Origin of the sequence: Pseudomonas vranovensis, assembly GCF_040438935.1 — a bacterium.
GTDB classification, from domain to species: Bacteria; Pseudomonadota; Gammaproteobacteria; order Pseudomonadales; family Pseudomonadaceae; genus Aquipseudomonas; species Aquipseudomonas vranovensis.
Genome location: NZ_CP159259.1, coordinates 894,566 through 921,240 on the forward strand (window position 1 = coordinate 894,566; position 26,675 = coordinate 921,240).

Below are 26,675 nucleotides of genomic sequence, written 5' to 3' on the forward strand. Positions count from 1 at the left end.
TGCACCTGTTCTTCCGGTTTTACCGTCCTTCGGCTACGGGTTGGCTATCGTTGATCCGTATACGGCGGACGCGCACGACGCTTCACTCCATAACAAAGCCCAAGCGGAGTACCACAGATGGCGTTTTTCACCGCAGCCAGCAAGGCCGACTTTCAGCATCAACTGCAAGCGGCGCTGGCGCAGCACATCAGCGAACAGGCACTGCCACAAGTGGCGCTGTTCGCCGAACAGTTCTTCGGCATCATCTCTCTTGACGAACTCACCCAGCGCCGCCTGTCGGACCTGGCCGGTTGCACCCTCTCTGCCTGGCGCATCATCGAACGTTTCGATCACACCACGCCTGAGGTTCGGGTCTACAACCCCGATTACGAGCGCCATGGCTGGCAGTCGACCCACACGGCGGTCGAAGTCCTGCACCATGACCTGCCATTTCTGGTCGACTCGGTTCGCACCGAGCTGAACCGCCGCGGCTACAGCATCCATACCCTGCAGACCACTGTGTTGAGCGTGCGTCGCGGGGCCAAGGGCGAGCTGCTGGAGATTCTCCCCAAGGGCACCCAGGGCGAGGGCGTACTGCAAGAATCGCTGATGTACCTGGAAATCGACCGCTGCGCCAACAATGCCGAACTCAACGTACTGACCCGCGAGTTGGAGCAGGTACTGGCCGAAGTGCGCGTTGCCGTTGCCGATTTCGAACCGATGAAGGCCAAGCTGCGTGAAATCGCCGCGCTGGTCGAGCAAACCCCGTATGCCCCGGCCCAGGGCGAAAAGGCCGAAGCCAGCGCCTTCCTCGAATGGCTGCTGGGCAATCATTTCACCTTCCTCGGTTATGAGGAGTTCGTTGTCCATGGCGATGCCCAGGGCGGCCAGCTGGTGTATGACGAAAACTCCTTCCTCGGCCTGACCCGCCTGCTGCGTGCCGGCTTGACCGCCGAAGACCTGCGCATCGAAGACTATGCGGTCAACTACCTCAACGAGCCGCTGCTGCTGTCGTTCGCCAAGGCCGCTTACCCGAGCCGTGTACACCGCCCGGCTTACCCCGACTATGTCTCTATCCGCCAGCTGGATGCCGACGGCAAGGTCATCAAGGAATGCCGTTTCATGGGACTGTACACCTCGTCGGTGTACGGCGAGAGCGTCCGCAACATCCCCTATATCCGTGGCAAGGTGGCCGAAGTCGAGCGTCGCTCGCATTTCGACCCCAAGGCCCACCTGGGCAAGGAACTGGCGCAGGTACTGGAAGTGCTGCCCCGCGACGACTTGTTCCAGACCCCGATCGACGAGCTGTTCACCACCGTGATGTCGATCGTGCAGATCCAGGAGCGCAACAAGATCCGCGTGTTCCTGCGCAAGGACCCCTACGGCCGCTTCTGCTACTGCCTGGCCTATGTGCCGCGTGACATCTACTCCACCGAAGTGCGCCAGAAGATCCAGCAGGTGCTGATGGAGCGCCTCAAGGCCAGCGACTGCGAGTTCTGGACGTTCTTCTCCGAGTCGGTGCTGGCCCGCGTGCAGCTGATTCTGCGTGTCGATCCGAAGAACCGTATCGACATCGACCCGCAACAACTGGAAAACGAAGTCATCCAGGCCTGCCGTTCATGGCAGGACGACTATGCCAGCCTGACCGTCGAAAGCTTCGGCGAAGCCCAGGGCACCAATGTCCTGGCCGACTTCCCGAAAGGCTTCCCGGCCGGCTACCGTGAGCGCTTCGCCGCCCACTCGGCAGTGGTCGACATGCAGCACCTGCTGACCCTGTCCGAGCGCAAGCCGCTGGTGATGAGCTTCTACCAGCCGCTGACCCAGGCTGGTAAACAGCAACTGCACTGCAAGCTGTACCACGCCGATACCCCGCTGGCGCTCTCGGACGTGCTGCCGATCCTGGAAAACCTGGGCCTGCGTGTGCTGGGCGAGTTCCCGTACCGCCTGCGCCATGCCAGCGGCCGCGAATTCTGGATTCATGATTTTGCCTTCACCTACAGCGAAGGCCTGAACCTGGATATCCAGCAGCTCAACGACACCCTGCAGGATGCGTTTGTCCACATCGTCAATGGCGATGCGGAAAACGACGCCTTCAACCGCCTGGTACTGACCGCCGGCCTGCCGTGGCGCGATGTGGCGCTGCTGCGTGCCTATGCCCGCTACCTCAAGCAGATCCGCCTGGGCTTCGATCTTGGCTACATCGCCAGCACCCTTAACAACCACACCGACATCGCCCGCGAATTGACCCGGTTGTTCAAGACCCGCTTCTACCTGGCGCGCAAGCTCACAGGCGAAGACCTGGACGACAAGCAGCAGCGCCTGGAACAGGCGATCCTCACCGCGCTGGACGATGTCCAGGTGCTCAACGAAGACCGCATCCTGCGTCGCTACCTGGACCTGATCAAGGCTACCCTGCGCACCAACTTCTACCAGACCGACGCCCAGGGCCAGGCCAAGTCGTACTTCAGCTTCAAGTTCAACCCCAAGCTGATTCCCGAACTGCCCAAGCCGGTGCCCAAGTTCGAGATTTTCGTCTACTCCCCGCGTGTCGAGGGTGTGCACCTGCGCTTTGGCAACGTGGCCCGCGGTGGCCTGCGCTGGTCGGACCGCGAGGAAGACTTCCGTACCGAAGTGCTGGGCCTGGTAAAAGCCCAGCAGGTGAAGAACTCGGTCATCGTCCCGGTCGGCGCCAAGGGCGGCTTCCTGCCGCGTCGCCTGCCCCTGGGCGGTAGCCGCGACGAGATCCAGGCCGAAGGCATCGCCTGCTACCGGATCTTCATTTCCGGCCTGCTGGATATCACCGACAACCTCAAGGACGGCGTCCTGGTGCCGCCAGCCAACGTCGTGCGTCATGACGATGACGACCCGTACCTGGTCGTGGCGGCCGACAAAGGCACCGCGACCTTCTCCGATATCGCCAACGGCATCGCCATCGACTACGGCTTCTGGCTGGGCGATGCATTCGCCTCCGGCGGCTCGGCCGGTTACGACCACAAGAAAATGGGCATCACTGCTCGTGGTGCCTGGGTCGGTGTGCAGCGTCACTTCCGGGAGCGCGGCATCAACGTCCAGGAAGACCCGATCACCGTGGTGGGCGTGGGTGATATGGCCGGCGACGTGTTCGGCAACGGCTTGCTGATGTCCGACAAGCTGCAACTGGTGGCCGCGTTCAACCACCTGCACATCTTCATCGACCCGAACCCGGAGCCGGCCAGCAGCTTTGCCGAGCGCAAGCGCCTGTTCGACCTGCCGCGGTCGGCCTGGAGCGACTACGACACCAGCATCATGTCCGAGGGCGGCGGGATCTTCCCGCGCAGCGCAAAAAGCATCGCGATCACCCCGCAAATGAAAGAGCGCTTTGCCATCGAGGCCGACAAGCTGACCCCGACCGAGCTGCTCAATGCACTGCTCAAGGCACCGGTGGACCTGCTCTGGAACGGTGGTATCGGCACGTACGTCAAGTCCAGTGAAGAAAGCCATGCCGATGTCGGCGACAAGGCCAACGACGCCCTGCGCGTTGACGGCAATGAGTTGCGCTGCAAGGTGGTGGGCGAGGGCGGCAACCTCGGCATGACCCAGTTGGGCCGGGTCGAGTTCGGTCTCAACGGCGGCGCCACCAACACCGATTTCATCGACAACGCCGGTGGTGTGGACTGCTCCGACCACGAGGTCAATATCAAGATCCTGCTCAATGAAGTGGTGCAGGCCGGCGACATGACCGAGAAGCAACGTAACCAGCTGCTGGGCAGCATGACCGACGAAGTGTCGGGCCTGGTGCTGGGCAACAACTACAAGCAGACCCAGGCGTTGTCGCTGGCTGCCCGTCGTGCCCGGGAGCGCATTGCCGAGTACAAGCGGCTGATGGCAGACCTGGAAAGCCGTGGCAAGCTGGACCGTGCCATCGAGTTCCTGCCGACCGAGGAGCAACTGGCCGAGCGTATTGCCGCCAACCAGGGCCTGACCCGTGCCGAATTGTCGGTGTTGATCTCCTACAGCAAGATTGACCTCAAGGAAGCGCTGCTCAAGTCGTTGGTACCCGATGACGACTACCTGACCCGCGACATGGAAACCGCGTTCCCGCCGTCACTGGTCAACAAGTTCGCCGAGGCCATGCGCCGCCACCGCCTCAAGCGCGAGATCGTCAGCACCCAGATTGCCAACGATCTGGTCAACAACATGGGTATCACCTTCGTCCAGCGCCTGAAGGAGTCCACCGGCATGAGCCCGGCGAACGTTGCCGGCGCCTATGTCATCGTGCGGGACATCTTCCACCTGCCGCACTGGTTCCGCCAGATTGAGGCACTGGACTACCAGGTGCCGGCTGAAATCCAGCTGACCCTGATGGACGAGTTGATGCGCCTGGGGCGCCGGGCCACCCGCTGGTTCCTGCGCAGCCGTCGCAACGAGCAGGATGCGGGTCGCGATGTCGCCCACTTCGGGCCGAAGATCGCGCAGTTGGGGCTGAAGCTCGACGAACTGCTGGAGGGGCCGACCCGTCAGCGCTGGATGACCCGCTACCAGGGCTTCGTCGAGGCCGGTGTGCCGGAATTGCTGGCACGCATGGTTGCCGGGACCACTCACCTGTACACCTTGCTGCCAATCATCGAGGCATCCGACGTCACGGGTCAGGATCCGGCCGAAGTGGCCAAGGCCTTCTTCGCCGTCGGCAGTGCCCTGGACCTGACCTGGTACCTGCAGGAAATCAGCAACCTGTCGGTTGAAAACAACTGGCAGGCCCTGGCCCGCGAGGCATTCCGCGATGACATCGACCTGCAGCAGCGGGCGATCACCATCTCGGTCCTGCAGATGGTCGATGCACCTGAAGACATGGACGCACGGGTAGCCCTGTGGCTGGAGCAGCACCGGGTGATGGTCGAGCGCTGGCGTGCCATGCTTGACGACCTGCGGGCCGCGACCGGTACCGATTACGCCATGTATGCGGTCGCCAACCGCGAACTGGTGGATCTGGCCATGAGCGGGCAGGCGGCCGTGGTACCGTCCTGAGTCTGAGCTGAAATAAAAGAGCCCCGGCAATTGCCGGGGCTTTTTTGTGTAGCTGCAGCCTTGCGGCAGCGGCTATTTGAAGCGGCGCTCTACACCTTTTTCTACCAGGATCTTTGCCGCGATCTCTTCTACCGAGAAATGGGTGGAGTTGATGTTGGGGATGTTTTCGCGACGGAACAGGTTCTCTACCTCGCGCACTTCAAACTCGCACTGGGCAAAGCTTGAGTAGCGGCTGTTGGGCTTGCGCTCATGACGAATGGCGGTCAGGCGATCCGGGTCGATGGTCAGGCCAAACAACTTGTTCTGGTGGTTTTTCAGTGCCTGGGGCAGTTGCAGGCGCTCCATGTCGTCTTCGGTCAGCGGGTAGTTGGCCGCACGGATACCGAATTGCATGGCCATGTACAGACAGGTCGGGGTCTTGCCGCAACGCGATACGCCCACCAGGATCAGGTCGGCCTTGTCGTAGTAGTGGGTGCGGGCGCCGTCGTCATTGTCGAGGGCGAAGTTGACTGCCTCGATACGCTCCATGTAGTTGGAGTTGCCGCCAATGGAATGGGATTTGCCCACCGAATACGACGAGTGCGCGGTCAGCTCCTGCTCCAGCGGGGCCAGGAAGGTCGAGAAGATATCGATCATGAAACCGTTGGAAGTGGCCAGCACCTCACGGATATCCTGGTTGACGATGGTGTCGAAGATGATCGGGCGCATGCCGTCCCTTTCGGCGGCCATATTGATTTGTTGTACCATGGCCCGCGCTTTTTCCACGCTGTCGATGTACGGGCGTGTGAATTTATTGAACGGAATGCTATCGAATTGGGCAAGCAGGCTTTGCCCCAGGGTCTCGGCCGTGATGCCGGTGCCGTCTGAAATAAAGAAAGCAGTTCGTTTCATTTGCGCCTTGGGCCTTAAGCTGATGACGAATCTTGTTTATGATAGGTTCGGTTTGCCGAACGACGTGTTCGGCATTCTCACTTATTTTCCAGGTCCAGGCCACAAGCGCCCGGCCAAGTCAGAGCTGGCAGGCGGGCGACCTGAGCTTTTCCAACACAGTTAGTGGAGAGATCACCTTGGTAGAGTACGTAGTTTCCCTCGATAAGCTCGGCGTCCATGATGTGGAGCATGTGGGGGGCAAGAACGCATCCCTCGGCGAGATGATCAGTAACCTCGCGGGCGCCGGTGTATCGGTTCCCGGCGGCTTTGCCACTACGGCTCAGGCGTACCGTGACTTTCTCGAGCAGAGTGGCCTGAACGCCCAGATCCATGAAGCGCTGGATGCGCTGGATGTGGACGACGTCAACGCGCTCGCCAAGACCGGTGCCCAGATCCGCCAGTGGATCATGGAAGCCGAGTTTCCTGAGCGCCTGAACAGCGAAATCCGCACGGCATTCGAGCAGATGTCCCAGGGCAACCCGAACATGGCCGTTGCCGTACGTTCCTCGGCCACCGCCGAAGACCTGCCAGACGCCTCGTTTGCCGGCCAGCAGGAAACTTTCCTGAACATCCGTGGCGTGGATAACGTCATTCGCGCCGCCAAGGAAGTGTTCGCTTCCCTGTTCAACGACCGCGCCATTTCCTACCGTGTCCACCAGGGCTTCGACCACAAGCTGGTCGCCCTGTCGGCCGGTGTACAGCGCATGGTGCGTTCGGAAACCGGTACTGCCGGTGTGATGTTCACCCTGGACACCGAGTCGGGTTTCCGTGACGTGGTCTTCATCACCGGCGCCTACGGCCTGGGTGAAACCGTCGTTCAAGGCGCGGTCAACCCGGACGAGTTCTACGTCCACAAGGGCACCCTGCAAGCCGGTCGTCCGGCCATCCTGCGCCGCAACCTGGGCAGCAAGGCCATCAAGATGGTCTATGGCGAAGAAGCCAAGGCCGGTCGTTCGGTCAAGACTGTCGATGTCGACAAGGCTGACCGCACCCGTTTCTGCCTGAGCGACGCCGAAGTCAGCGAGCTGGCCAAGCAGGCGATGATCATCGAGCAGCACTACAAGTGCCCGATGGACATCGAGTGGGCCAAAGACGGCGACGACGGCAAGCTGTACATCGTTCAGGCCCGTCCTGAAACCGTGAAGAGCCGCGCCCAGGCCAATGTCATGGAGCGTTACCTGCTCAAGGAAACCGGTACCGTGCTGGCCGAAGGCCGTGCCATCGGCCAGCGCATCGGCGCGGGCAAGGTACGGATCATCAAGGACGTGTCTGAAATGGACAAGGTCCAGCCAGGCGACGTGCTGGTCTCCGACATGACCGACCCGGATTGGGAACCGGTGATGAAGCGCGCCAGCGCCATCGTGACCAACCGTGGCGGCCGTACCTGCCATGCCGCGATCATTGCCCGTGAACTGGGTATACCGGCAGTGGTCGGTTGTGGCAACGCCACTCAGCTGCTCAAGGATGGCCAGGGCGTGACCGTTTCCTGCGCCGAAGGCGATACCGGTTTCATTTTCGAAGGCGAGCTGGGCTTTGACATCCGCCAGAACTCGGTCGATGCCATGCCTGATCTACCGTTCAAGATCATGATGAACGTCGGCAACCCGGACCGCGCGTTCGACTTCGCCCAGTTGCCCAACGCCGGTGTCGGCCTGGCGCGCCTGGAGTTCATCATCAACCGCATGATCGGCGTGCACCCCAAGGCGCTGCTGAACTACGCCGGCTTGCCGCCAGAGCTCAAGGAGAGCGTCGACAAGCGCATCGCCGGCTACAACGACCCGGTCGGATTCTACGTCGAGAAACTGGTTGAAGGCATCAGCACCCTGGCGGCGGCGTTCTGGCCGAAGAAGGTCATCGTGCGTCTGTCGGACTTCAAGTCCAATGAATACGCCAACCTGATCGGCGGCAAGCTCTACGAGCCGGAAGAAGAAAACCCGATGCTGGGCTTCCGCGGCGCTTCGCGCTACATCAGCGAGTCGTTCCGCGATTGCTTCGAGCTCGAGTGCCGCGCACTCAAGCGCGTCCGCAACGAGATGGGCCTGACCAACGTCGAGATCATGGTGCCGTTCGTGCGCACCCTGGGCGAAGCCAGCCAGGTTGTCGACCTGCTCGCCGAAAACGGCCTGGCCCGTGGCGAGAACGGCCTGCGCGTCATCATGATGTGCGAGCTGCCGTCCAACGCGATCCTCGCCGAAGAGTTCCTGGAATACTTCGACGGTTTCTCCATCGGTTCCAACGACCTTACCCAGCTGACCCTGGGCCTGGACCGTGACTCGGGAATCATCGCTCACTTGTTCGACGAGCGTAACCCTGCGGTCAAGAAGCTGCTGGCCAATGCCATCCAGGCCTGCAACAAGGCCGGCAAGTACATCGGCATCTGCGGCCAGGGCCCATCGGACCACCCCGACCTGGCCAAATGGCTGATGGAACAGGGCATCGAGAGCGTTTCGTTGAACCCGGACTCGGTGCTCGAGACCTGGTTCTTCCTCGCCGAAGGCCAGGATGCAATCTGATGTACTGAAGTGAAAGGCGCGGTCGCTCCGTGAGTGGCCGCGTCTTTCGTTGATCTTCCAGGGCGAGTTCCAGTGATGGTTCCCGCCCTTTTTCGTACAAGAACCCTATGCAAAGCAGCAGCACCCTATTTCCCGTGGCCTTGCTCAGTGCCGAGCGCCGGGGTGATCTAAGCGAAGATGTCTACCGGATCAAGGCCGGTAACAGCCCGGATCGCACCGTGGAGCTCGCGCTTACCCGCCTGGGCATGGCCGATCAGACCGAGGTGCGTGGCATCCCGGTCATTTTGCTGCATGGCAGCTTTTCCAACCGGCGTTTCTGGTATTCGCCCCGGGGCATTGGCCTGGGTGCGCAACTGGCGCGTGCCGGTTTTGACGTGTGGATTGCGGAGATGCGCGGCCACGGGTTATCCCCGCGTAACCGCGACTATCGCAATAACCGAGTTGCCGATTACGCACGCTACGACCTGCCGGTGATTGGTGCGTTCGTCAGGGAAAAGAGTGGCCGCGCCGCACATTGGGTAGGGCACTCGCTGGGCGGCACCACGTTGGCAGCTGCGCTGGGTGGTCAGTACCTGGACGCCGACCTGGTCGCCAGTGCCGCGTTTTTCGGCACTCAGGTCAGTCGTACCTATTGGCCGTTGAAAGTCCCGCCGGTGGAATGGGGCGGCCGTTTGCTGCTCAAGCGTTTTGTGCAGATCTCGGGTGCCCGGTTCAAGCGTGGCCCGGAAGACGAGCCGATCGGTCTGGCCCTGGAAAGCATGCGCTGGTTTGGTTTGTTCGGCCGATTCGGCGACAAGGAGCGCGACTGGTGGGCCGGCCTTGCCGACGTGAGTGTGCCGGTGCTGGCCGTGGCAGCGGCTGGCGACCAGCAGGATCCGGTCTGGGCCTGTCGCAAGCTGTTCGAACAAGTGGGCAGCGAAGCCAAGCAGTTCGTGCGCCTTGGGCGCGAAGAAGGTTTCGACAACTTCGGCCATGTCGACATGCTGGTCAGCAAGTCGGCGCAAGTACAGGTCTGGCCGCTGGTCGAGCGCTGGCTGCGCAATCCGCTGGAGCCGTTGTTCGAAGGCGTAGCACCGAGCGTTTCGCCGACGCCTGGTTATCGCTAAGATGTGACGCGCTTTTTGATTTTGGTCATTTTGGGCTTTGGCGAAGTTGATATGTTCATTTGAGAGGGTGGCCAAGCGCGACATCGGGTGACCGCAGGTCTCTGGACGGTGTAGCCTTGGGCGGTATCGCCGCACCTCGTCTCTTCAATGACACTGCGACACTTACATCCAATGTCTAGGCAATCGACAGGAGTTTCCCATGCATTACCTCACGCCCGACTTGTGCGACACCTACCCGGATCTGGTCCAGGTGCTGGAGCCGATGTTCAGCAACTTCGGTGGCCGCGATTCCTTTGGTGGGCAAATCGTCACCATCAAGTGCTTCGAGGACAACTCCCTGGTCAAGGAGCAGGTCGACCTGGACGGCAAGGGCAAAGTGCTGGTGGTCGATGGCGGTGGTTCGCTGCGTCGCGCGCTGTTGGGCGACATGCTCGCCGAAAAAGCCGCCAAGAACGGCTGGGAAGGCCTGGTGATCTACGGTTGCATTCGCGACGTCGACGTCATCGCCCAGACTGACGTCGGTGTGCAGGCTTTGGCCAGCCACCCGATGAAAACCGACAAGCGCGGCATCGGTGACCTCAACGTGGTGGTGAACTTTGCTGGGGTGACCTTCCGTCCAGGTGAGTACATCTATGCCGACAACAACGGCGTGATTGTCTCGCCAAGCCCGCTTAAGATGCCTGAATAAGTACGTAGACCGCTGAGTGGAGCAGGAATGTTCGAGGAAGAAAACGCGCAGTGGGGGCTGGTTCATGCCCTGGTGCTCGATGGCAAAGGCGGTGCGCGTTCGATCGCTCGAACTGAACTGAACGGTCTGCAGTTGCAGCCAGAGCAGAGCCTCTGGTTGCACTGGGACCGCAGTCACCCGCAAACCCGGACCTGGTTGCGCCACGACAGTGGCCTGAACGAGTTCGCCTGTGACCTGCTGCTTGAAGAAAACACCCGTCCTCGCTTGTTGACCTTGCCAGAAGAGCAGATGTTGCTGTTTCTGCGCGGGGTGAATCTCAACCCCGGTGCCGAGCCTGAAGACATGGTCTCGGTGCGCATCTTTGCCCAGGCGCAGCGCGTGATCTCACTCCGCCTGCGTCCCTTGCGCGCCAGCGACGAGCTGCTTCAGCAACTGGCCGAGGGGCGTGGGCCGAAAACCGCTTCCGAGTTGCTGCTGAGCATGGCGCAGTTGCTTACCGAGAAGGTCCAGGCATTGGTCAGCGACCTCTCGGAAGTGGTCGATCTGGAAGAAGAAAAGCTCGAAGCTGACAAGCGGTATGCGCCGGAGCAGGGTTCCCTGCAACAGATTCGCCGTCGTGCTGCCGGTTTACGGCGCTTTCTCGCCCCTCAGCGGGAAATCTACGCCCAACTGGCACGCAACAAGTGGAGCTGGTTTGCCGAAGACGACACCGACTACTGGAACGAGCTGAACAACAGCTTGATCCGTTACCTGGAAGAACTTGAGTTGACCCGCGAGCGGGCGGCCCTGGTGCTGGAAAGCGAGGATCGTCGCCGGGCCGAGCGGATGAACCGAACCATGTACCGCTTCGGCATCATTACCTGCATTTTCCTGCCTATGAGCTTCGTGACCGGGCTGCTGGGGATCAACGTCGGGGGAATTCCAGGTGCCGAAAGCCCCTACGGCTTCCTGTTCGCCAGCCTGTTGGTGCTGGGGTTGGCGCTGGGGCAGTGGTGGTTATTCCGCCGCCTGCGCTGGGTATGACGCAGTGGCTTTTGTGAACGCTCAGTCATTTACTGTCTACCGGGTTCATGTGACCCGCGCCGGGGCGATCTCGTCTTTGACAGATATTGCGCGAGGTGCCCATGCACGATCCGTTTGAAGAATCCCTGCGAGACCTGCTCAAGGCTTCGTCGTCCGGCCAGGACCGAGACGACGATGCATGCCTGGGCCGGGTCCTGAAAACCGCCAACCGTCAGGTGGGTGCAGGCGATCTGTTCAGCCTGCTTGGCCGCTGGAGCCAGGCACTGATGATTGCCGTCAACAATGGTTCGGCGCATGTTGCGCCGGTCCGACGTAACGCTACCGTTCGTAAAGCTGATAAGGCCGATTGAATATGGAACTTGATCTCTGGACCCAGAGCCTGGTCACCGCGATGACTGCGTTGTGGACCAAAGTGGCGAACTTCATCCCCAATCTGTTTGGCGCACTGGTCGTGGTGCTGTTGGGCTTTGTTGTTGCCAAGTTGCTCGATACCTTGCTTTCTAAGTTGCTGGCCAAGTTGGGCCTCGATCGTCTGATGGGCGGCACGGGCCTGACCAAGATGCTCAGCAGGGTTGGCATCCAGGTGCCTATCTCGACGCTGATCGGCAAGATCGTCTATTGGTTCGTGCTGTTGATTTTCCTGGTCTCTGCCGCTGAATCCCTCGGTCTCGAGCGGGTCTCGGCGACACTGGACATGCTCGCCCTGTACCTGCCGAAGGTGTTCGGGGCGGCGCTGGTACTGCTGGCGGGTGTACTGTTGGCACAGCTTGTGAATGGCCTGGTTCGCGGTGCAGCCGAAGGCATTGGCCTGGAGTATGCCGCAGGTGTCGGGCGGATCGCCCAGGGCCTGGTCATCATCATCAGTATCTCGGTGGCCATCAGCCAGCTTGAGGTCAAGACCGACCTGCTCAATCACGTAATCGTCATCGGATTGATTACCGTTGGTCTGGCCGTTGCGCTGGCAATGGGCCTGGGCAGTCGTGAAATCGCCGGGCAGATCCTGGCCGGAATCTATGTGCGGGAGCTGTACCAGGTAGGCCAACAGGTGCAGGTTGGAGAGGTTGAAGGGCAGATCGAAGAGATCGGAACCGTCAAGACGACGTTGCTGACTGACGACGGCGAACTGGTCTCGTTGTCCAACCGGATTCTCCTGGAGCAGCGGGTCAATAGCCGCTAACCGGGTAATCCTGCTAATGTATGCCGCCGCAAAATTGCCCCAGGCAGGGGTAAGCGGCGACATTGACCTGACTGTCGGCCAGATCCGTTTTGAATAAAGTTCACTCGCTGCCCATGCGTTACGACCCCCGCGAGCTCACTGATGAGGAGTTGGTGGCGCGTTCGCATGAGGAGCTGTTTCATGTTACTCGCGCGTATGAGGAACTCATGCGCCGTTACCAGCGAACTCTTTTTAACGTATGCGCACGTTATCTGGGGAACGATCGGGATGCTGACGATGTCTGTCAGGAGGTCATGCTGAAGGTGCTCTATGGCCTGAAGAACTTCGAGGGTAAGTCGAAGTTCAAAACATGGCTCTATAGCATCACGTATAACGAATGCATCACCCAGTACCGCAAGGAGCGGCGCAAGCGTCGACTGATGGATGCCTTGAGTCTTGATCCACTTGAGGAGGCCTCGGAAGAGAAGGCGCCGAAACCGGAAGAGAAAGGTGGGCTGGATAAATGGCTAGTGCATGTAAATCCGATTGACCGTGAAATTCTGGTGCTACGATTTGTCGCAGAACTGGAATTTCAGGAAATCGCCGATATCATGCATATGGGCCTGAGCGCAACGAAAATGCGGTACAAGCGTGCGCTTGACAAGCTACGTGAGAAATTTGCGGGCCTTGCTGAAACTTAGCAGCGCGCAAATATCTCTAACGTACCGGCAAGTTCTGCTAGACTTGCCGTCGAGTTGTCCCCCGGATGTTGGTGGGACTGCTTAACTATCACCAGATGGGGATTTAACGGATGAAATTGAAAAACACCTTGGGCTTGGCCATTGGTTCTCTTGTAGCCGCAACTTCGCTCGGCGCTCTGGCACAAGGCCAAGGCGCGGTCGAAATTGAAGGCAACGTTACCAAGCAGTACTACGATAGCGAGCGCAATTTTCAGAACGACGGCACCAACCCAGGTGTTCGCCTCGGTTACTTCCTGACTGACGATCTGTCTCTGGATCTGGGCTACAACGAAACTCACAACGTTCGTGGCGATGTCTTCAACAAGGACATCAAAGGCTCCAAGGCCAAGCTCGACGCTACCTACCACCTGGGCACCGTAGGCGACGCAGTACGTCCTTACGTCTCGGCTGGTTTCGCGCACGAGAGCATCGGCCAGAGCTTCAACAACGGTCGTGACCATTCCACCTTCGCCAACGTTGGCGCTGGTGCCAAGTGGTACATCACCGACATGTTCTTCGCCCGTGCTGGCGTTGAAGCCATGTACAACATCGACAACGGCAACACCGAGTGGGGTCCATCCCTCGGTCTGGGTCTGAACTTCGGTGGCAGCGGCGGCAAGGTTGCTCCAGCTCCAGCTCCAGTAGCTGAAGTCTGCTCCGACAGCGACAACGACGGCGTTTGCGACAACGTCGACAAGTGCCCTGACACCCCAGCAAACGTTACTGTTGACGCTGACGGCTGCCCAGCTGTTGCTGAAGTCGTTCGTGTTGAGCTGGACGTGAAGTTCGACTTCGACAAGTCGGTCGTCAAGCAGAACAGCTACGGTGACATCAAAAACCTGGCTGACTTCATGAAGCAGTACCCACAGACCACCACCACCGTTGAAGGTCACACTGACTCCGTCGGTCCTGATGCTTACAACCAGAAGCTGTCTGAGCGTCGTGCAAACGCCGTTAAGCAAGTTCTGACCAACGAGTACGGTGTTGAGTCGAACCGCGTTGAGTCGGTTGGCTACGGTGAAACCCGTCCGGTTGCTGACAACGCTACCGACGCTGGTCGCGCTGTTAACCGTCGCGTAGAAGCACAAGTAGAAGCCCAAGCCAAGTAATTGGTCCAAGCGCTACTGAAAAGCCCGGCCTAGGCCGGGCTTTTCTTTGCCTGCGATTCAGGCAGTCAGCTGGATCAGCCCCGCCGCCTGGTGTCCCGCCACCTCACCAATCACCAGGATGGCCGGGCTGCACAGTTCGAAGCTGGCAGCGTCTTCGGTCATGCTGGCCAAGGTGGTGCGTTGTTCGCGTTGCTGGGGCAGGGAGGCGTTCTCGATCATGGCCACCGGTGTGTCGGTGGACATGCCGCCTTCCAGCAAGCCCTGGCGCACTTCATCCAGTTTGCTGACGCCCATGTACACCACCAGTGTGGTGCCGCCCTGGGCAAGCGCTTGCCAGTTCAGCGGGCTGTCGTCCTGGGTATGGGCGGTCACCAGCGTCACGCCGCGGCTGACCCCGCGCAGGGTCAGGGGGATTCCGCACTGGGTGGCCCCGGCGAGCCCGGCAGTGATGCCATTGACCAGCTCGACGTCTATGCCATGGTCTTGCAGCCAGGCCGCTTCCTCGCCGCCACGCCCGAATATGCACGGATCCCCCCCCTTGAGCCGCGCCACGCAGCGTCCCTGGCGGGCGTAGCGCAGCATCAGGCGCTGGATGAACGCCTGGGGTGTCGAGCGGCAGCCGCCGCGCTTGCCTACGGCAATGACCCTTGCCTGCGGGCAGTGCTCCAGGATCAGCGGGTTGACCAGATCGTCGATCAGGACGACTTCGGCTTCGCCCAGGGCACGCACGGCCTTGAGTGTCAGCAACTCCGGATCGCCAGGACCCGCTCCAATCAGCCAGACTTTTGCATTCATCGGGAGCTCCTCATCGGTCTTGGAGGCTGTCAGCCCTTTAGCAGGCTGATCAGCAGGATCAGGTTCAGTAACAAGGACAGCAATGCCAGGCCGCGCCAGACTTTCAGCGGCTCACGCTCAAGTAGCGGGCGTGCCCGAAGTATCAGAGGCTGACGTTCACCTTGCTCAAGCAACAACAGCCATTGCTCGGCAGTTTCAAAGCGTTGGGCTGGGTCGGCTGCAACTGCCTGGATCAGGTTCCGCTCCAGCCACTCCGGTACATCGGGTCGAAACCGCGCAACAGTGGCCGGCTGGTTGAAGCGGGGCCGCTGAAAGGCTTCTATCTCGCCGTAGGGGTACTGACCGGTAAGCAGGTAGAACAGCGTCACACCGACGCTGTAGAGGTCCTGTCGTGGGCTTGGGGCCTGGCCTTCAAATGCTTCGGGGGCAATAAACGAGGGGGTGCCTGGCAACTCATGGGCGCGGTCCTCGGACAGGCCCGGACAATACGCCAGGCCGAAATCAAGCAAGCGCAGTTGGCCTGTTTCGTCCAGGTGGACGTTCTCGGGCTTGATGTCGCGATGCAGTATGTTGCGTCGATGCAACATGCCGACGGCCTGGAGCAGTTGCTGGGCGAGCCCTTGCCACTGCGCCAACGGTAGCGGGCCGGACTGTTTCAGCAGTTGGGCGAGGGTCTGGCCGCGGTATTCGCGCATCACGTAGTACAGGTGCTGGCGCTGGCCGGCCACATGCACTTCAGGAAAAAAACGGCCTGCCATGCGCCGCAGAAACCATTCCTCCAACAGCAGGCCCTGCAGGGCGCCAGACTCGTTCTCACGCGCCAATGGCAAGGTTTTCAACAGCCAGGGATTGTGCTGGTGATCGCGTACCCGATACAGCAGCGACTGACGACTGTGCCCCAGTGGCTGCTCGACCTGCCAGCCGTCGATGGCTTGGCCAATACGCAGTGCCGGTGGCAAGGGCCACTGCTGGTGCTGGGCCAAGGTATCGCCAAGTGATGCCGTGCCCAGTTGCTCGACCCGCACCAGAAGGGCACTGGCATTGTCCTGGCTGCCGCATAAGTGGGCTGTCTTGACGAGAGTCTGGGCGGCCGCCTGCAAGTCAGGTTGGTCACGCAGCACCGACTTGATCTGGGTTTCGCTCAGGCTCGCCCAGATACCGTCGCTGAGGAGGGCAAAACACTCGCCTGGGCGCATGTCGCCTTCCAGATAGTCCACCAGCAGGTGCTGGTCCAGGCCCAGGGCGCGCTTGAGGACGTGCTGCATGCCGGGCTGGTCCCAGACATGGTCCTGGCTGATGCGTTGCAATTGCTGATCCTGCCAGCGATACACCCGGCAGTCGCCGATGTGCGCCAAGGTAAAGCGCCGGCCGCGCATCACCAGGGCGCTCAGGGTGGTCAGCAGGGGCTGCCCGCCACCGTTGGCCCGTAGCCAGCGATTCTGGGCCAGCAGCAGCTTGTCCAGGGCTTGTGGCACGCTCCAGGTGGCCGGGGTGGCGTAGTAGTCAAGTGCCAGGGCCTGCAGGCTCGCGCGTGCCGCAAGGCCGCCGTCGGCACACTGACTGACACCGTCGGCCAGGGCGAACAGGTAGCCTTTGCTGGCAGCCAACTCGGCATTGGGCGTGACCAGGCGCAGAGCATCCTGGTTCTGCTCCCTGGGGCCCGTGGCGCTTGCTTGGGCGAAGCTCAGTTGCAGGCTCATGGCATTGCCTCAGACCCGTGCCGCGGTGACGGCTGCCGAGCCCCAGGTGGTGCGCCAGCGTTGCTTGACGCCGTGCAGGCCGAACCAGGCCAGTACACCCAGACTGGCGAAGAACCAGAGCCCCAGCTGATAGTCACCGCTGTGCTGTTTGATTGCCCCCAGGCCAGCCGCGAGCAAAAAGCCTCCAATCCCTCCGGCCATGCCGATCAAGCCGGTCATCACCCCGATTTCCTGGCGAAAGCGCTGGGGCACCAGCTGGAACACAGCGCCATTGCCAGCACCAAGACCGAGCATGGCGCTGACGAACAAGGCCAGTGCGGCCATCGAGCTTGGCAGGTTGAAGCCCACTGCAGCGATGCAGACAGCGGCCACGGTGTACATCGCCAGCAAGGTGCGAATCCCGCCGAAGCGATCGGCCAGGGCACCACCCAGGGGGCGCATCAGGCTGCCGGCAAACACGCAGGCGGCGGTGTAGTAGCCGGCTGTGACCGGGCTCAGGCCGTACTGGTCGTTGAAGTAGCCGGGCAGGGCGCTGGCAAGGCCGATGAAACCGCCAAAGGTGACGCTGTAGAAAAACATGAACCACCAGCTGTCCCGGTCGCCCAGAGCCTTGAGGTAATCGGCCACGGCCTTGGGTTTGGGGCGTTGAGGCGCGTTGCGGGCAAGCAGGCCGAACAGTACCAGGGTCAATACCAGGGGGATCACGGCAAAGCCGAATACGTTGTTCCAGCCAAAGCTCGCGGCCAGCACGGGCGCTAGCAGGGCGGCGAACACCGTGCCGGAGTTGCCGGCGCTGGCAATGCCCATGGCCTTGCCCTGATGCTGGGCCGGGTACCACTGCGAGGCCAGCGGCAGCGAGACGGCAAAGGAGGCGCCTGCCACGCCCAGGAACACACCCAGTAGCAGCGCCTGCTCATAGCTGTGGATGCCCAGGTTCCAGGCGCAGAACAACGCCACGATGACAATCACCTGGCCGATAAGGCCGGCGGTCTTGGGCGACAGGCGATCCACCAGAACGCCCATGACAAAGCGCAGAAAGGCCCCCGCCAGGATCGGTGTGGCCACCATCAGGCCGCGTTGTTGGGTGGTCAGTTGCAGGTCAGTGGCGATCTGCACCGCCAGGGGGCCCAGCAGGTACCAGACCATGAAGCTCAGGTCGAAGTACAAAAAGGCGGCGAACAGGGTGGGGATATGCCCGGACTTCCAGAAACTCGTATTCATCGAACACCTCGTTGAACATTGCACTGCAGGTCGCGCCCTCTAGGGGCAGAAACGAAAAAGACGTCGCCACCCGACCCGCTGGTGCGAGTGGGGAGCGACGTCTTTGTCGTGAAGGGGCAACCGCCGTTGGCTACCTGTAGAGAAGTTTTAGCAAGAGCCGGGCCAACGCCAGTTCAGCCAAGCAGGTCGCTCATCGCGATGATCTGTTCGGCCACCTGGATCAGCTTCTGTTGCTTGCTCATCGCCTGGCGGCGCATGAGGGTATAGGCCTGCTCTTCATTGCAGTCTTTCATTTTCATCAGCAGCCCCTTGGCCAGTTCAATGCGTTTGCGTTCAGCCAGTTGCTGGTCGCGTGCCTGAAGCTGGGCCTTGAGCGCCTGGTCGCTCTCGAAGCGGGCCATGGCCACGTCCAGGATCGGCTGCAGCCTGGCCGCGTGGATGCCCTCGACGATATAGGCACTGACTCCGGCCTGGATTGCCTGGCGCATGACCCCAGGGTCATGTTCATCAGTGAACATCACGATCGGCCGTGGCCGGTCGCGACTGACCAGGATCACTTGTTCCATGACATCCCGGCCGGGTGACTCGGTATCGATCAGCACGACGTCCGGACGCACCGTTTCGACGCGCGCCGGCAAGTCGATTGTCAGCCCGGACTCTTCGATTACTTCGAAGCCGGCTTCGACGAGCGCCGCCTTCAGGCGCCCGACTTTTTTCTCGGTGTCATCGATCAACAGGATTCGCAACATCGTGGCGTCTCCCTGTCAGTGCTGGGCCAGTGCAGCGGGCGAGTCGGCCAGCGCGTGAAGGCGAAAGCCTCGGGCATAGGCGGACGGGTCGCTGCCGTCCCACAGGATACCGTCGATCAATTGGCTGCTACGCATGTTCCGGGCATCGCAGGGCACCCCGAGGGCAGTGGCGGCGTCGCGGTACAGCGCCAATTGTTGTACCTGCCGGGCCACGCCGAGGTAGTCCGGGTCTTCGCGTAGCAGGCCCCAACGACGGAACTGGGTCATGAACCACATGCCATCGGAAAGGTAGGGCAGATTGGCGCGCCCCTGATCGTGCAGGCACAGGGCGCGGGGATCGTGCCAGTGATTGCCCAGGCCATCATGGTAGTCGCCGAGCAAGCGCGGTTCGATGCTCGAGAGCGGCGCATCCAGGTAGGCCTTGCCACTGAGTAGTTGTGCTGTGCTGTGGCGGTTGTCCGGGCTGTGTTCGATAAAGCGGCTGGCGGCCAGAATTGCCATGACCAGCGACCGGGCCGAGTTGGGGTACTGCTCGACAAAGGCGCGGGTGCAACCGAGGACCTTTTCCGGGTGATCGGGCCAGATCGACTGGCTGGTGGCCAAAGTGAAGCCGTTGCCCTGTTCGACAGCATCGGCCGACCACGGCTCGCCGGCGCAGAAGCCGTCGATGCGCCCGGCCTTCAGGTGGACGGTCATCTGTGCCGGAGGCACCACCACGCTGTTGACGTCGTGCAGCGGATGGATGCCTTGGCTGGCCAGCCAGTAATACAGCCACATGGCGTGGTTGCCGGTGGGGAAGGTCTGGGCAAAGGTCAGTTTTGTGCTGCTTTGGTGCACGAAACGCTCCAGTGCCTCGGGACTGGTCACGCCCTGGCGTTGCAGCGCCGAGGACAGGTTGATGCCCTGGGCGTTCTGGTTCAGTCCCATCAGCACGGCCATCTCGGTGGCACTGGTGCCGCCAATGCCCAGGTGTACTGCATAGATCAGCCCGTACAGGCTGTGGGCGGCATCCAGCTCGCCGCTGGCCAGTTTGTCGCGCAACCCGGCCCAGGAGCTCTGGCGCTTGAGGTTGAGGGTCAGCCCATAGGGCTGGGCAAAGCCCTGGGTAGCGGCGACCACCACCGAGGCACAGTCGCTCAGGGCCATGAAGCCGATGTCCAGGCTGTGCTTCTCGGGCGCATCGCTGCCGTTGACCCAGGCCAGGGGAGTAGCGGGGAAGTCGTTTTTCACAGTATTGCGCCTGTATCGAGGGTCAGGCCGTGCCGTTTGCGTGGCTGGCGTTACTGTCGATAAAGCAACGCATATGCCAAGGCGGCCCTGTCCCCCGGACGACGCCACGGCTATAATCGCCCCCCTCACTCACGTCGAGCTAAGCCCGCCCATGTATACCCTGGCCCGCCAGCTGCTGTTCAAGCTCTCCCCGGAGACTTCCCATGACCTGTCCCTGGACCTCATCGGCGCCGGTGGCCGCCTGGGCCTGAACGGGATACTGACCAAAGCCCCGGCTTCTGTGCCGGTGACGGTCATGGGCCTGGAATTCGCCAACCCGGTGGGGCTGGCGGCAGGGCTGGACAAAAACGGTGCGGCTATCGACGGCTTTGCCCAGTTGGGTTTCGGTTTTGTCGAGATCGGTACGGTGACACCCCGTCCGCAGCCGGGCAATCCCAAGCCGCGGCTGTTCCGACTGCCTGAGGCCGAAGCAATCATCAATCGCATGGGCTTCAACAACCTGGGGGTCGACAACCTGATCAATCGGGTTCGGGCGGCCAAGTACCGGGGCGTACTGGGTATCAACGTCGGCAAGAACTTCGACACCCCGGTCGAGCGTGCGGTGGACGACTACCTGATCTGCCTGGACAAGGTCTACGACCACGCCAGCTACATCACCGTCAACGTCAGCTCGCCGAACACCCCGGGCCTGCGCAGCCTGCAGTTTGGCGATTCGCTCAAGCAGTTGCTCGACGCCCTGGCCGAACGCCGTGGGCATCTGGCCGCACAGTACGGCAAGCATGTACCCCTGGCGATCAAGATCGCCCCAGACATGAACGATGAAGAAACAGCGCTGGTGGCCAGTGCCTTGACCGAATCGGGCATGGACGCGGTGATCGCCACCAACACCACCCTGGGCCGCGAAGGGGTCGAAGGCCTGCCGTATGGCGATGAGGCTGGTGGCTTGTCGGGGGCGCCGGTGCTGGAGAAGAGTACTCATATCGTCAAGGTGCTGTCTGGCGAGCTGAGCGGCAAGTTGCCGATCATCGCTGCAGGCGGAATCACCGAGGGCAAGCATGCCGCGCAAAAAATCGCTGCGGGCGCCAGCCTTGTGCAGATCTACTCGGGGTTCATCTACAAGGGGCCTGCGCTGATTCGCGAGGCTGTCGACGCTATCGCCGCCATGCCACGCTAACAGCGCGGGCATAAAAAAGGGCCCCTTGAAGGGGCCCCTGGGCCTTAGCCCGCCGCCCGGATGGGGCGCGCATGGTTAATCGAATTCAGATCCTCGTTCAGCCAACGGCGTGAAGTTCGTTGAGTCTGTGAATACCCGCAGTGCCGGTCATACCGTCCCAGTTGTCGCCGCGTCCCTCGCGCCAGCCATTGATCCATGCCTGGCGTACAGACGGTAGAGTAAAGGGGCAAAGCTCGCGGGATTTGCCGGTGACCCCATATTGGTAGCCACGTGAAAATGCTCGTTCCAACGGATCACGCTTAAGTCTTCTCATAGGGTGTTGCCCTCACTTGTTGACTGTAATGTCCCGTCGGCCTCTAGGAGGCCGGGCAGAATCGTTCTACCGGTTTGCGCTCGCTGCCGGCGTCGCGAGCGAAGGTGTTGCCCCATTGCGGTGACAACCTGAGATGAGTTCTAACCAATGCACGACACAGTGTGAATGATCGTTTTGTCATAAGGACGTAACCTTTGTGAGGGTCACGTGATAAGTAAATATTTGCGTCGGAGCAGGTTCAGACGCAAAGCCCGCTATGATCAGGGTTTGATAAGAATTGAAGTCACTTGGCCATTGCTGGGTGATAATTTGTAACAAGGCAGCTAATGCGACGAAGGGTCATTTTTCACCCTGTAAATCGTGAAATTTTCATTCTGCCCGGCAATCAAAGACTTTTTGCCCTAGGTAAAAGGTCGGTTTTCCGGGTGGCCCGGCACTGATGCAGTGCCATTCGAGCGCTCGCTGGAAAGGCGTTCGATTAAACATCGGCAGGGCAATGCGCTTGTCCTCCACTTTTTGCTCAAGGCACTGGATACCTCATGTCGGACCGTTTCGAACTCTACCTTACCTGCCCCAAAGGCCTTGAAGGCCTGCTTGCCGAAGAAGCCCGCGGCCTTGGCCTTGAAGAGGTGCGCGAGCACACCTCCGCCATTCGCGGCTCGGCCGACATGGAAACCGCCTACCGGTTGTGCCTGTGGTCACGCCTGGGCAACCGCGTGTTGCTGGTGCTCAAGCGCTTCAACATGAAGAACGCCGATGACCTGTACGACGGTATCCACGACGTCGAGTGGCAGGATCACCTGGAGCCGAGCGGCTCGCTGGCGGTGGAGTTCAGCGGTCATGGCTCGGGTATCGATAACACCCACTTCGGTGCCCTCAAGGTCAAGGACGCCATTGTCGACAAGCTGCGTACTCGCGATGGCGAGCGGCCGTCGGTCGACAAGCTCAACCCGGACCTGCGCGTTCACCTGCGCCTGGAGCGCGGCGAAGCCATTCTCTCCCTGGACCTTTCCGGTCACAGCTTGCACCAGCGTGGCTATCGCTTGCAGCAAGGCGCCGCACCGCTCAAGGAAAACCTGGCTGCCGCCGTTCTGATTCGTGCCGGCTGGCCGCGCATTGCCGCCGAAGGCGGCGCCCTGGCCGACCCGATGTGCGGTGTGGGTACCTTCCTGGTCGAGGCAGCGATGATTGCCGCCGACATCGCCCCTAACCTCAAGCGCGAGCGCTGGGGCTTCAGCGCCTGGCTTGGCCATGTGCCGGCGCTGTGGCGCAAGCTGCACGACGAGGCGCTGGCCCGGGCCCAGGCCGGCCTGGCGCGACCGCCGCTGTGGATTCGCGGTTACGAGGCCGATCCTCGGCTGATCCAGCCAGGACGCAACAACGTCGAACGTGCGGGCTTGAGCGACTGGGTGAAGATCTACCAGGGTGAAGTCGGCACCTTCGAGCCGCGTCCCGACCAGAATCAGAAAGGCCTGGTGATCTGCAACCCACCCTACGGCGAACGCCTGGGTGACGAAGCCAGCCTGCTGTATCTCTACCAGAACCTGGGCGAGCGCCTGCGCCAGGCCTGCTTGAACTGGGAGGCGGCGGTATTTACCGGTGCCCCGGACTTGGGCAAGCGCATGGGTATCCGCAGCCACAAGCAGTACGCCTTCTGGAACGGCGCATTGCCGTGCAAACTGTTGCTGATCAAGGTCCAGCCGGATCAGTTCGTCACCGGTGAGCGCCGCCAGCCTGAGCGCGATAACACTGGCAATGGCAGTGAAGTCCAGCGTTCTCCTGCCGCAGTGGCCAGCGAACCTGCGCGCCTGAGTGAAGGCGGGCAGATGTTCGCCAATCGCCTGCAGAAGAATCTCAAGCAACTGGGCAAGTGGGCCAAGCGTGAGCAAGTCAGTTGTTACCGGCTGTATGACGCCGATATGCCCGAGTACGCGCTGGCTATCGACCTTTACCAAGACTGGGTCCACGTCCAGGAGTACGCCGCGCCTCGCTCGGTAGACCCGGAGAAAGCCCAGGCCCGGCTGTTCGATGCGCTGGCCGCCATTCCCCAGGCCTTGGGCATCGACCAGAGCCGAGTGGTGGTCAAGCGTCGCGAACGTCAGAGCGGCACCCGCCAATACGAGCGTCAGAGCACCCAGGGCCAGTTCCTGGAGGTCAGCGAAGGCGGCGTGAAGTTGCTTGTCAACCTGACTGACTACCTCGACACCGGCCTGTTCCTCGACCATCGCCCGATGCGCATGCGCATCCAGCGCGAGGCGGCCGGCAAGCGCTTCCTCAACCTGTTCTGCTATACCGCCACTGCCAGCGTTCACGCGGCCAAGGGCGGAGCGCGCAGCACCACCAGCGTCGACCTGTCGCGCACCTACCTGGACTGGGCCCGGCGCAACCTGTCGCTCAACGGTTTCTCCGACAAGAACCGCCTGGAGCAAGGCGATGTCATGGCCTGGCTGCAAGCTTGCCGCGACGAGTTCGAGCTGATTTTCATCGACCCGCCGACGTTCTCCAACTCCAAGCGCATGGAAGGTGTGTTCGACGTCCAGCGTGACCATGTCGAACTGCTTGACCTGGCCGTGGCCCGCCTGGCGCCGGGTGGGGTGCTGTACTTCTCCAACAACTTCCGCAAGTTCCAGCTCGACGAACGTCTGGCCGAGCGCTATGCGGTAGAAGAAATCACGGCCCAGACCCTGGACCCCGACTTCGCCCGCAACACCAAGATCCATCGAGCCTGGCGCATCCAGGCACGCTGAGCAGGGATCTTTCCCGGGCCTCATTGCTTCATTAATGGCTAATGGCTATAACTGAAGGTGGGTCCGGGAAACGCTGCATGCTGGCGTTATGAGTGTTGTCTATGTCGATGCATGGCGTTCGTCCAAAAATGCTCGGCTTTGTCAGCGAAGAAGTGTCTGCCTGGCTGGTTGCCCTTGTGGCACTGATAGCCGGTGGACTGTTGACTGCGTTACTGGCGCTGGCCACTCACGAGTTGTATCAGCAGCAGTTGCGTCAACGCTTCGAGTTGCTCGCCAGTGAGCGCTACAGCCGTATCGAAGAACGCTTCGAGGATCAGGTGCAGCGCTTGGATGGCTTGCGCCGGTTTTTCGTTTTTGCCAACGAAATCACCCTTGAAGAGTTCAATGGCTATGCACGGCCGCTATTGCATCGCACCCAGGCCTATTCGTGGGCGCCGCGAGTGTTTGCGGCGCAGCGTAACGACTTCGAGCAGCGCGCCAGCAAGGCCTTGGGTCTGCGCTATGAAATCCTTCAACTGACCGACAGCGGTGCCTTGCGGGCTTCACCCGAGCGGCCCTATTACTACCCGGTATTGTTTACCCAGGCTTTGGCCTGGCAACGTCAGCCATTCGGCCTGGACCTGCTGTCCCAGGCCCAGCGCCAGGACACCCTCGCGCGAGCTTCGGCACCGGGTAGCATGGCGGTGTCAGCGCCACTGACGCTTACCGATGTTGATCCGGCCTATGCCCGTGGCGTTCTGATGGCTGCCCCGGTGTTCGCGGCTCAGCAACTTGCGCGAGAACCGCAAGGCTATGTCATGGCGGTCATCAGCATGCGCCAGTTGATGGCCGAGGGGTTGCCAAGCGCCGCCCAGGACAATCTGGTGGTGCGTATCCGCGACTTGACGGGGCCGGACACCCAGCATGAGGTACTGTTCCAGTCCGACAACCAGGGCGCAACGACGACGCTGGCCGCCAGCCACCTGCTGCATCTGGCAGATCACGACTATCAGCTGGATATTCGCCCGAGCCTGGCGTTCATGCAGGCCAATCGGTCGTCGGCGGTGACTGCGGTGGTGTTTCTCGGTGGGTTGCTCAGCCTGATGCTCAGTGCCTTGCTGTTCAGTCTGTTCAGCCAGCGTCAGCGCGCCCTGACGTTGGTCGAGCAGCGCACTGGCGAACTGCGCGTCAGCGAACAATCCTTGCGCAATACCCACAATCAATTGCGCAGTGTGCTGGATGCTGCGACTCAGGTTGCGATCATCGCCACCAGCCTGCGCGGGATGATCAGCACGTTCAATGCCGGTGCTGAACGCATGCTGGGCTACACCAGCGCGGAAGCCGTGGGCAGCCTCACTCTGGAAGCCCTGGTATCGCCCGAGGAGTTGCAGCAGCGAGCCAGGGCCTTGAGCGTGCGTTATGGCCGCGAGGTCAGCCTGGCCCAGGCAATGTTCGCCGAAACTATCCAGGAAGGCGGCAGTGAACCGGGTGAGTGGACGCTGCAGCGCAAGGACGGCAGCCACCTGCTGGCCAACATGCTGGTGACGGCAGTGTTGGATGAGCATGGCCTGTGGGTGGGGCACCTGGCGATTTGCATCGATGTCACCGAGCGCAAGCGTATCCATGATGCCCTGGCAGCCCGTGACCGGCTGCTCGACAAGCTCAGTGCCGAGGTGCCCGGTGGTATCTATCAGTTCAGTCTCCGTCCGGATGGCAGCTCCTGTTTCAGCTATGCCAGCGAAGGGCTGCGGGATATCTACGAAATCGAGCCCAGTCTGTTGCGCCTGGATGCCACGGCGGTGTTCGATCGCATTCATCCGGATGACCTGGGACGGGTGCGTACGTCGATACGGTATTCGGCCGAGCACCTGACCCCTTGGCGCGAAGAGTACCGGGTGTTGTTGCCACTGGCCGGGTTACGCTGGGTCAGGGGGGAGGCAACCCCGGAGCCGACGGATGATGGGGGGACACTCTGGCACGGCTATGTCACGGATATATCCGATCTCAAACGGGTCGAGGAAGAGCTGCGCGCGCTGTCAGTGACGGATGTCTTGACCGGCATCCACAACCGACGCTATTTCCAGGAGCGGCTCAAGGCGGAACTGGAGCGTGCCCATCGCGACCAGCAGGACCTGGCCGTCATCATGCTGGACATCGACCATTTCAAGCGGGTCAACGATCAGTTCGGCCATGCAGTGGGCGATCATGTGCTGCGCAGCTTGTGCCAGCGCATCAACCACCGGCTGCGGCGCACCGACGTGTTCTGTCGGCTGGGTGGTGAGGAATTCATGGTGTTGTGCCCGGGCAGCAATGTCGTCCAGGCGCACTCGCTGGCCCTGGAGTTGTGGCAGGGGCTGCGCAGTGTGCCGGTGGAAGGGGTGGGCATTGTCACCGCCAGCTTCGGTGTGGCCGGCTGGCGCCCGGGGGAGGGCGCCGATGCCTTGCTGCTGCGCGCCGATTCCGGGGTTTATGCGGCCAAGCAGGGCGGCCGCGACAGGGTCGAGGCCGAGCTGCCCTGA

Annotated in this window: 19 protein-coding genes; 12 read left to right on the forward strand and 7 right to left on the reverse strand. The window is 61.4% G+C overall.

The genetic code is table 11. The annotated features are described in order from the left end of the window. Window positions 1-117 precede the first annotated feature (117 nt). Entirely contained in the window at window positions 118-4,983 is a 4,866-nt protein-coding gene (locus ABVN19_RS04220) for an NAD-glutamate dehydrogenase (RefSeq protein WP_028945864.1), read from the forward strand. Window positions 4,984-5,055: 72 nt separating this feature from the next. On the opposite strand, the gene ABVN19_RS04225 is transcribed toward ABVN19_RS04220, so the two are convergent. Further along, complete coding sequence (locus tag ABVN19_RS04225; protein WP_028945865.1) at window positions 5,056-5,874, reverse strand: pyruvate, water dikinase regulatory protein; 819 nt, start codon at window positions 5,872-5,874, stop codon at window positions 5,056-5,058. A 176-nt stretch (window positions 5,875-6,050) separates the two neighbouring features. Here ABVN19_RS04225 and ppsA point away from each other — a divergent pair, with 176 nt between their 5' ends. From ppsA to ABVN19_RS04265, 8 genes are all read left to right on the forward strand, one after another. Further along, window positions 6,051-8,426 (forward strand): phosphoenolpyruvate synthase, encoded by a 2,376-nt coding sequence (gene ppsA / locus ABVN19_RS04230; RefSeq protein WP_028945866.1) that lies wholly within the window; start codon window positions 6,051-6,053, stop codon window positions 8,424-8,426. Between the two features lie 107 nt (window positions 8,427-8,533). Continuing rightward, window positions 8,534-9,532, forward strand: a complete 999-nt coding sequence (locus ABVN19_RS04235; protein WP_036990387.1) for an alpha/beta fold hydrolase — start codon at window positions 8,534-8,536, stop codon at window positions 9,530-9,532. Between the two features lie 199 nt (window positions 9,533-9,731). Then, window positions 9,732-10,220: a ribonuclease E activity regulator RraA gene (gene rraA / locus ABVN19_RS04240; RefSeq protein ID WP_028945867.1), complete on the forward strand. Its 489-nt coding sequence runs from the start codon at window positions 9,732-9,734 to the stop codon at window positions 10,218-10,220. A 27-nt stretch (window positions 10,221-10,247) separates the two neighbouring features. Then, window positions 10,248-11,243: a zinc transporter ZntB gene (locus ABVN19_RS04245; RefSeq protein ID WP_105642316.1), complete on the forward strand. Its 996-nt coding sequence runs from the start codon at window positions 10,248-10,250 to the stop codon at window positions 11,241-11,243. 101 nt (window positions 11,244-11,344) lie between these two features. Next, a complete protein-coding gene (locus tag ABVN19_RS04250; RefSeq protein WP_028945869.1) occupies window positions 11,345-11,593 on the forward strand; it encodes a hypothetical protein in 249 nt (82 codons plus the stop codon). Window positions 11,594-11,595: 2 nt separating this feature from the next. Continuing rightward, entirely contained in the window at window positions 11,596-12,420 is an 825-nt protein-coding gene (locus ABVN19_RS04255) for a mechanosensitive ion channel domain-containing protein (RefSeq protein ID WP_028945870.1), read from the forward strand. An 89-nt stretch (window positions 12,421-12,509) separates the two neighbouring features. Continuing rightward, window positions 12,510-13,100 (forward strand): RNA polymerase sigma factor SigX, encoded by a 591-nt coding sequence (gene sigX / locus ABVN19_RS04260; protein WP_028945871.1) that lies wholly within the window; start codon window positions 12,510-12,512, stop codon window positions 13,098-13,100. 110 nt (window positions 13,101-13,210) lie between these two features. Then, window positions 13,211-14,248 carry an OmpA family protein gene (locus ABVN19_RS04265; protein WP_028945872.1) on the forward strand — a complete coding sequence of 346 codons (1,038 nt, stop codon included), beginning with the start codon at window positions 13,211-13,213 and terminating at the stop codon, window positions 14,246-14,248. A gap of 57 nt (window positions 14,249-14,305) precedes the next feature. On the opposite strand, the gene cobA is transcribed toward ABVN19_RS04265, so the two are convergent. The 5 genes from cobA to ABVN19_RS04290 form a co-directional block, all read right to left on the reverse strand. Further along, window positions 14,306-15,043 (reverse strand): uroporphyrinogen-III C-methyltransferase, encoded by a 738-nt coding sequence (gene cobA, locus ABVN19_RS04270; protein ID WP_028945873.1) that lies wholly within the window; start codon window positions 15,041-15,043, stop codon window positions 14,306-14,308. 29 nt (window positions 15,044-15,072) lie between these two features. Then, window positions 15,073-16,743, reverse strand: a complete 1,671-nt coding sequence (locus tag ABVN19_RS04275; RefSeq protein WP_028945874.1) for a bifunctional protein-serine/threonine kinase/phosphatase — start codon at window positions 16,741-16,743, stop codon at window positions 15,073-15,075. A gap of 9 nt (window positions 16,744-16,752) precedes the next feature. Continuing rightward, window positions 16,753-17,964 carry a nitrate/nitrite transporter gene (locus ABVN19_RS04280; protein ID WP_353632789.1) on the reverse strand — a complete coding sequence of 404 codons (1,212 nt, stop codon included), beginning with the start codon at window positions 17,962-17,964 and terminating at the stop codon, window positions 16,753-16,755. 173 nt (window positions 17,965-18,137) lie between these two features. After that, window positions 18,138-18,713, reverse strand: coding sequence for an ANTAR domain-containing protein (locus ABVN19_RS04285; protein WP_028945876.1), 576 nt, complete (start codon window positions 18,711-18,713; stop codon window positions 18,138-18,140). 15 nt (window positions 18,714-18,728) lie between these two features. Further along, on the reverse strand, window positions 18,729-19,943 hold the full coding sequence (locus ABVN19_RS04290) for a CmpA/NrtA family ABC transporter substrate-binding protein (protein ID WP_105642314.1): 1,215 nt from the start codon (window positions 19,941-19,943) through the stop codon (window positions 18,729-18,731). A 151-nt stretch (window positions 19,944-20,094) separates the two neighbouring features. Here ABVN19_RS04290 and ABVN19_RS04295 point away from each other — a divergent pair, with 151 nt between their 5' ends. Further along, entirely contained in the window at window positions 20,095-21,117 is a 1,023-nt protein-coding gene (locus ABVN19_RS04295; RefSeq protein WP_105642313.1) for a quinone-dependent dihydroorotate dehydrogenase, read from the forward strand. A 97-nt stretch (window positions 21,118-21,214) separates the two neighbouring features. Here the strand turns inward: ABVN19_RS04295 and rmf are convergent, their stop codons facing one another. Then, the gene (gene rmf / locus ABVN19_RS04300) at window positions 21,215-21,430 is read right to left on the reverse strand and encodes a ribosome modulation factor (RefSeq protein WP_010223328.1); all 216 of its coding nucleotides are present in this window, start codon (window positions 21,428-21,430) and stop codon (window positions 21,215-21,217) included. A gap of 539 nt (window positions 21,431-21,969) precedes the next feature. On the opposite strand from rmf, the gene rlmKL reads away from it, so the two are divergent. Beyond that, on the forward strand, window positions 21,970-24,177 hold the full coding sequence (rlmKL, locus tag ABVN19_RS04305; RefSeq protein ID WP_028945879.1) for a bifunctional 23S rRNA (guanine(2069)-N(7))-methyltransferase RlmK/23S rRNA (guanine(2445)-N(2))-methyltransferase RlmL: 2,208 nt from the start codon (window positions 21,970-21,972) through the stop codon (window positions 24,175-24,177). Between the two features lie 101 nt (window positions 24,178-24,278). Next, window positions 24,279-26,675 (forward strand): diguanylate cyclase, encoded by a 2,397-nt coding sequence (locus tag ABVN19_RS04310; RefSeq protein WP_105642312.1) that lies wholly within the window; start codon window positions 24,279-24,281, stop codon window positions 26,673-26,675.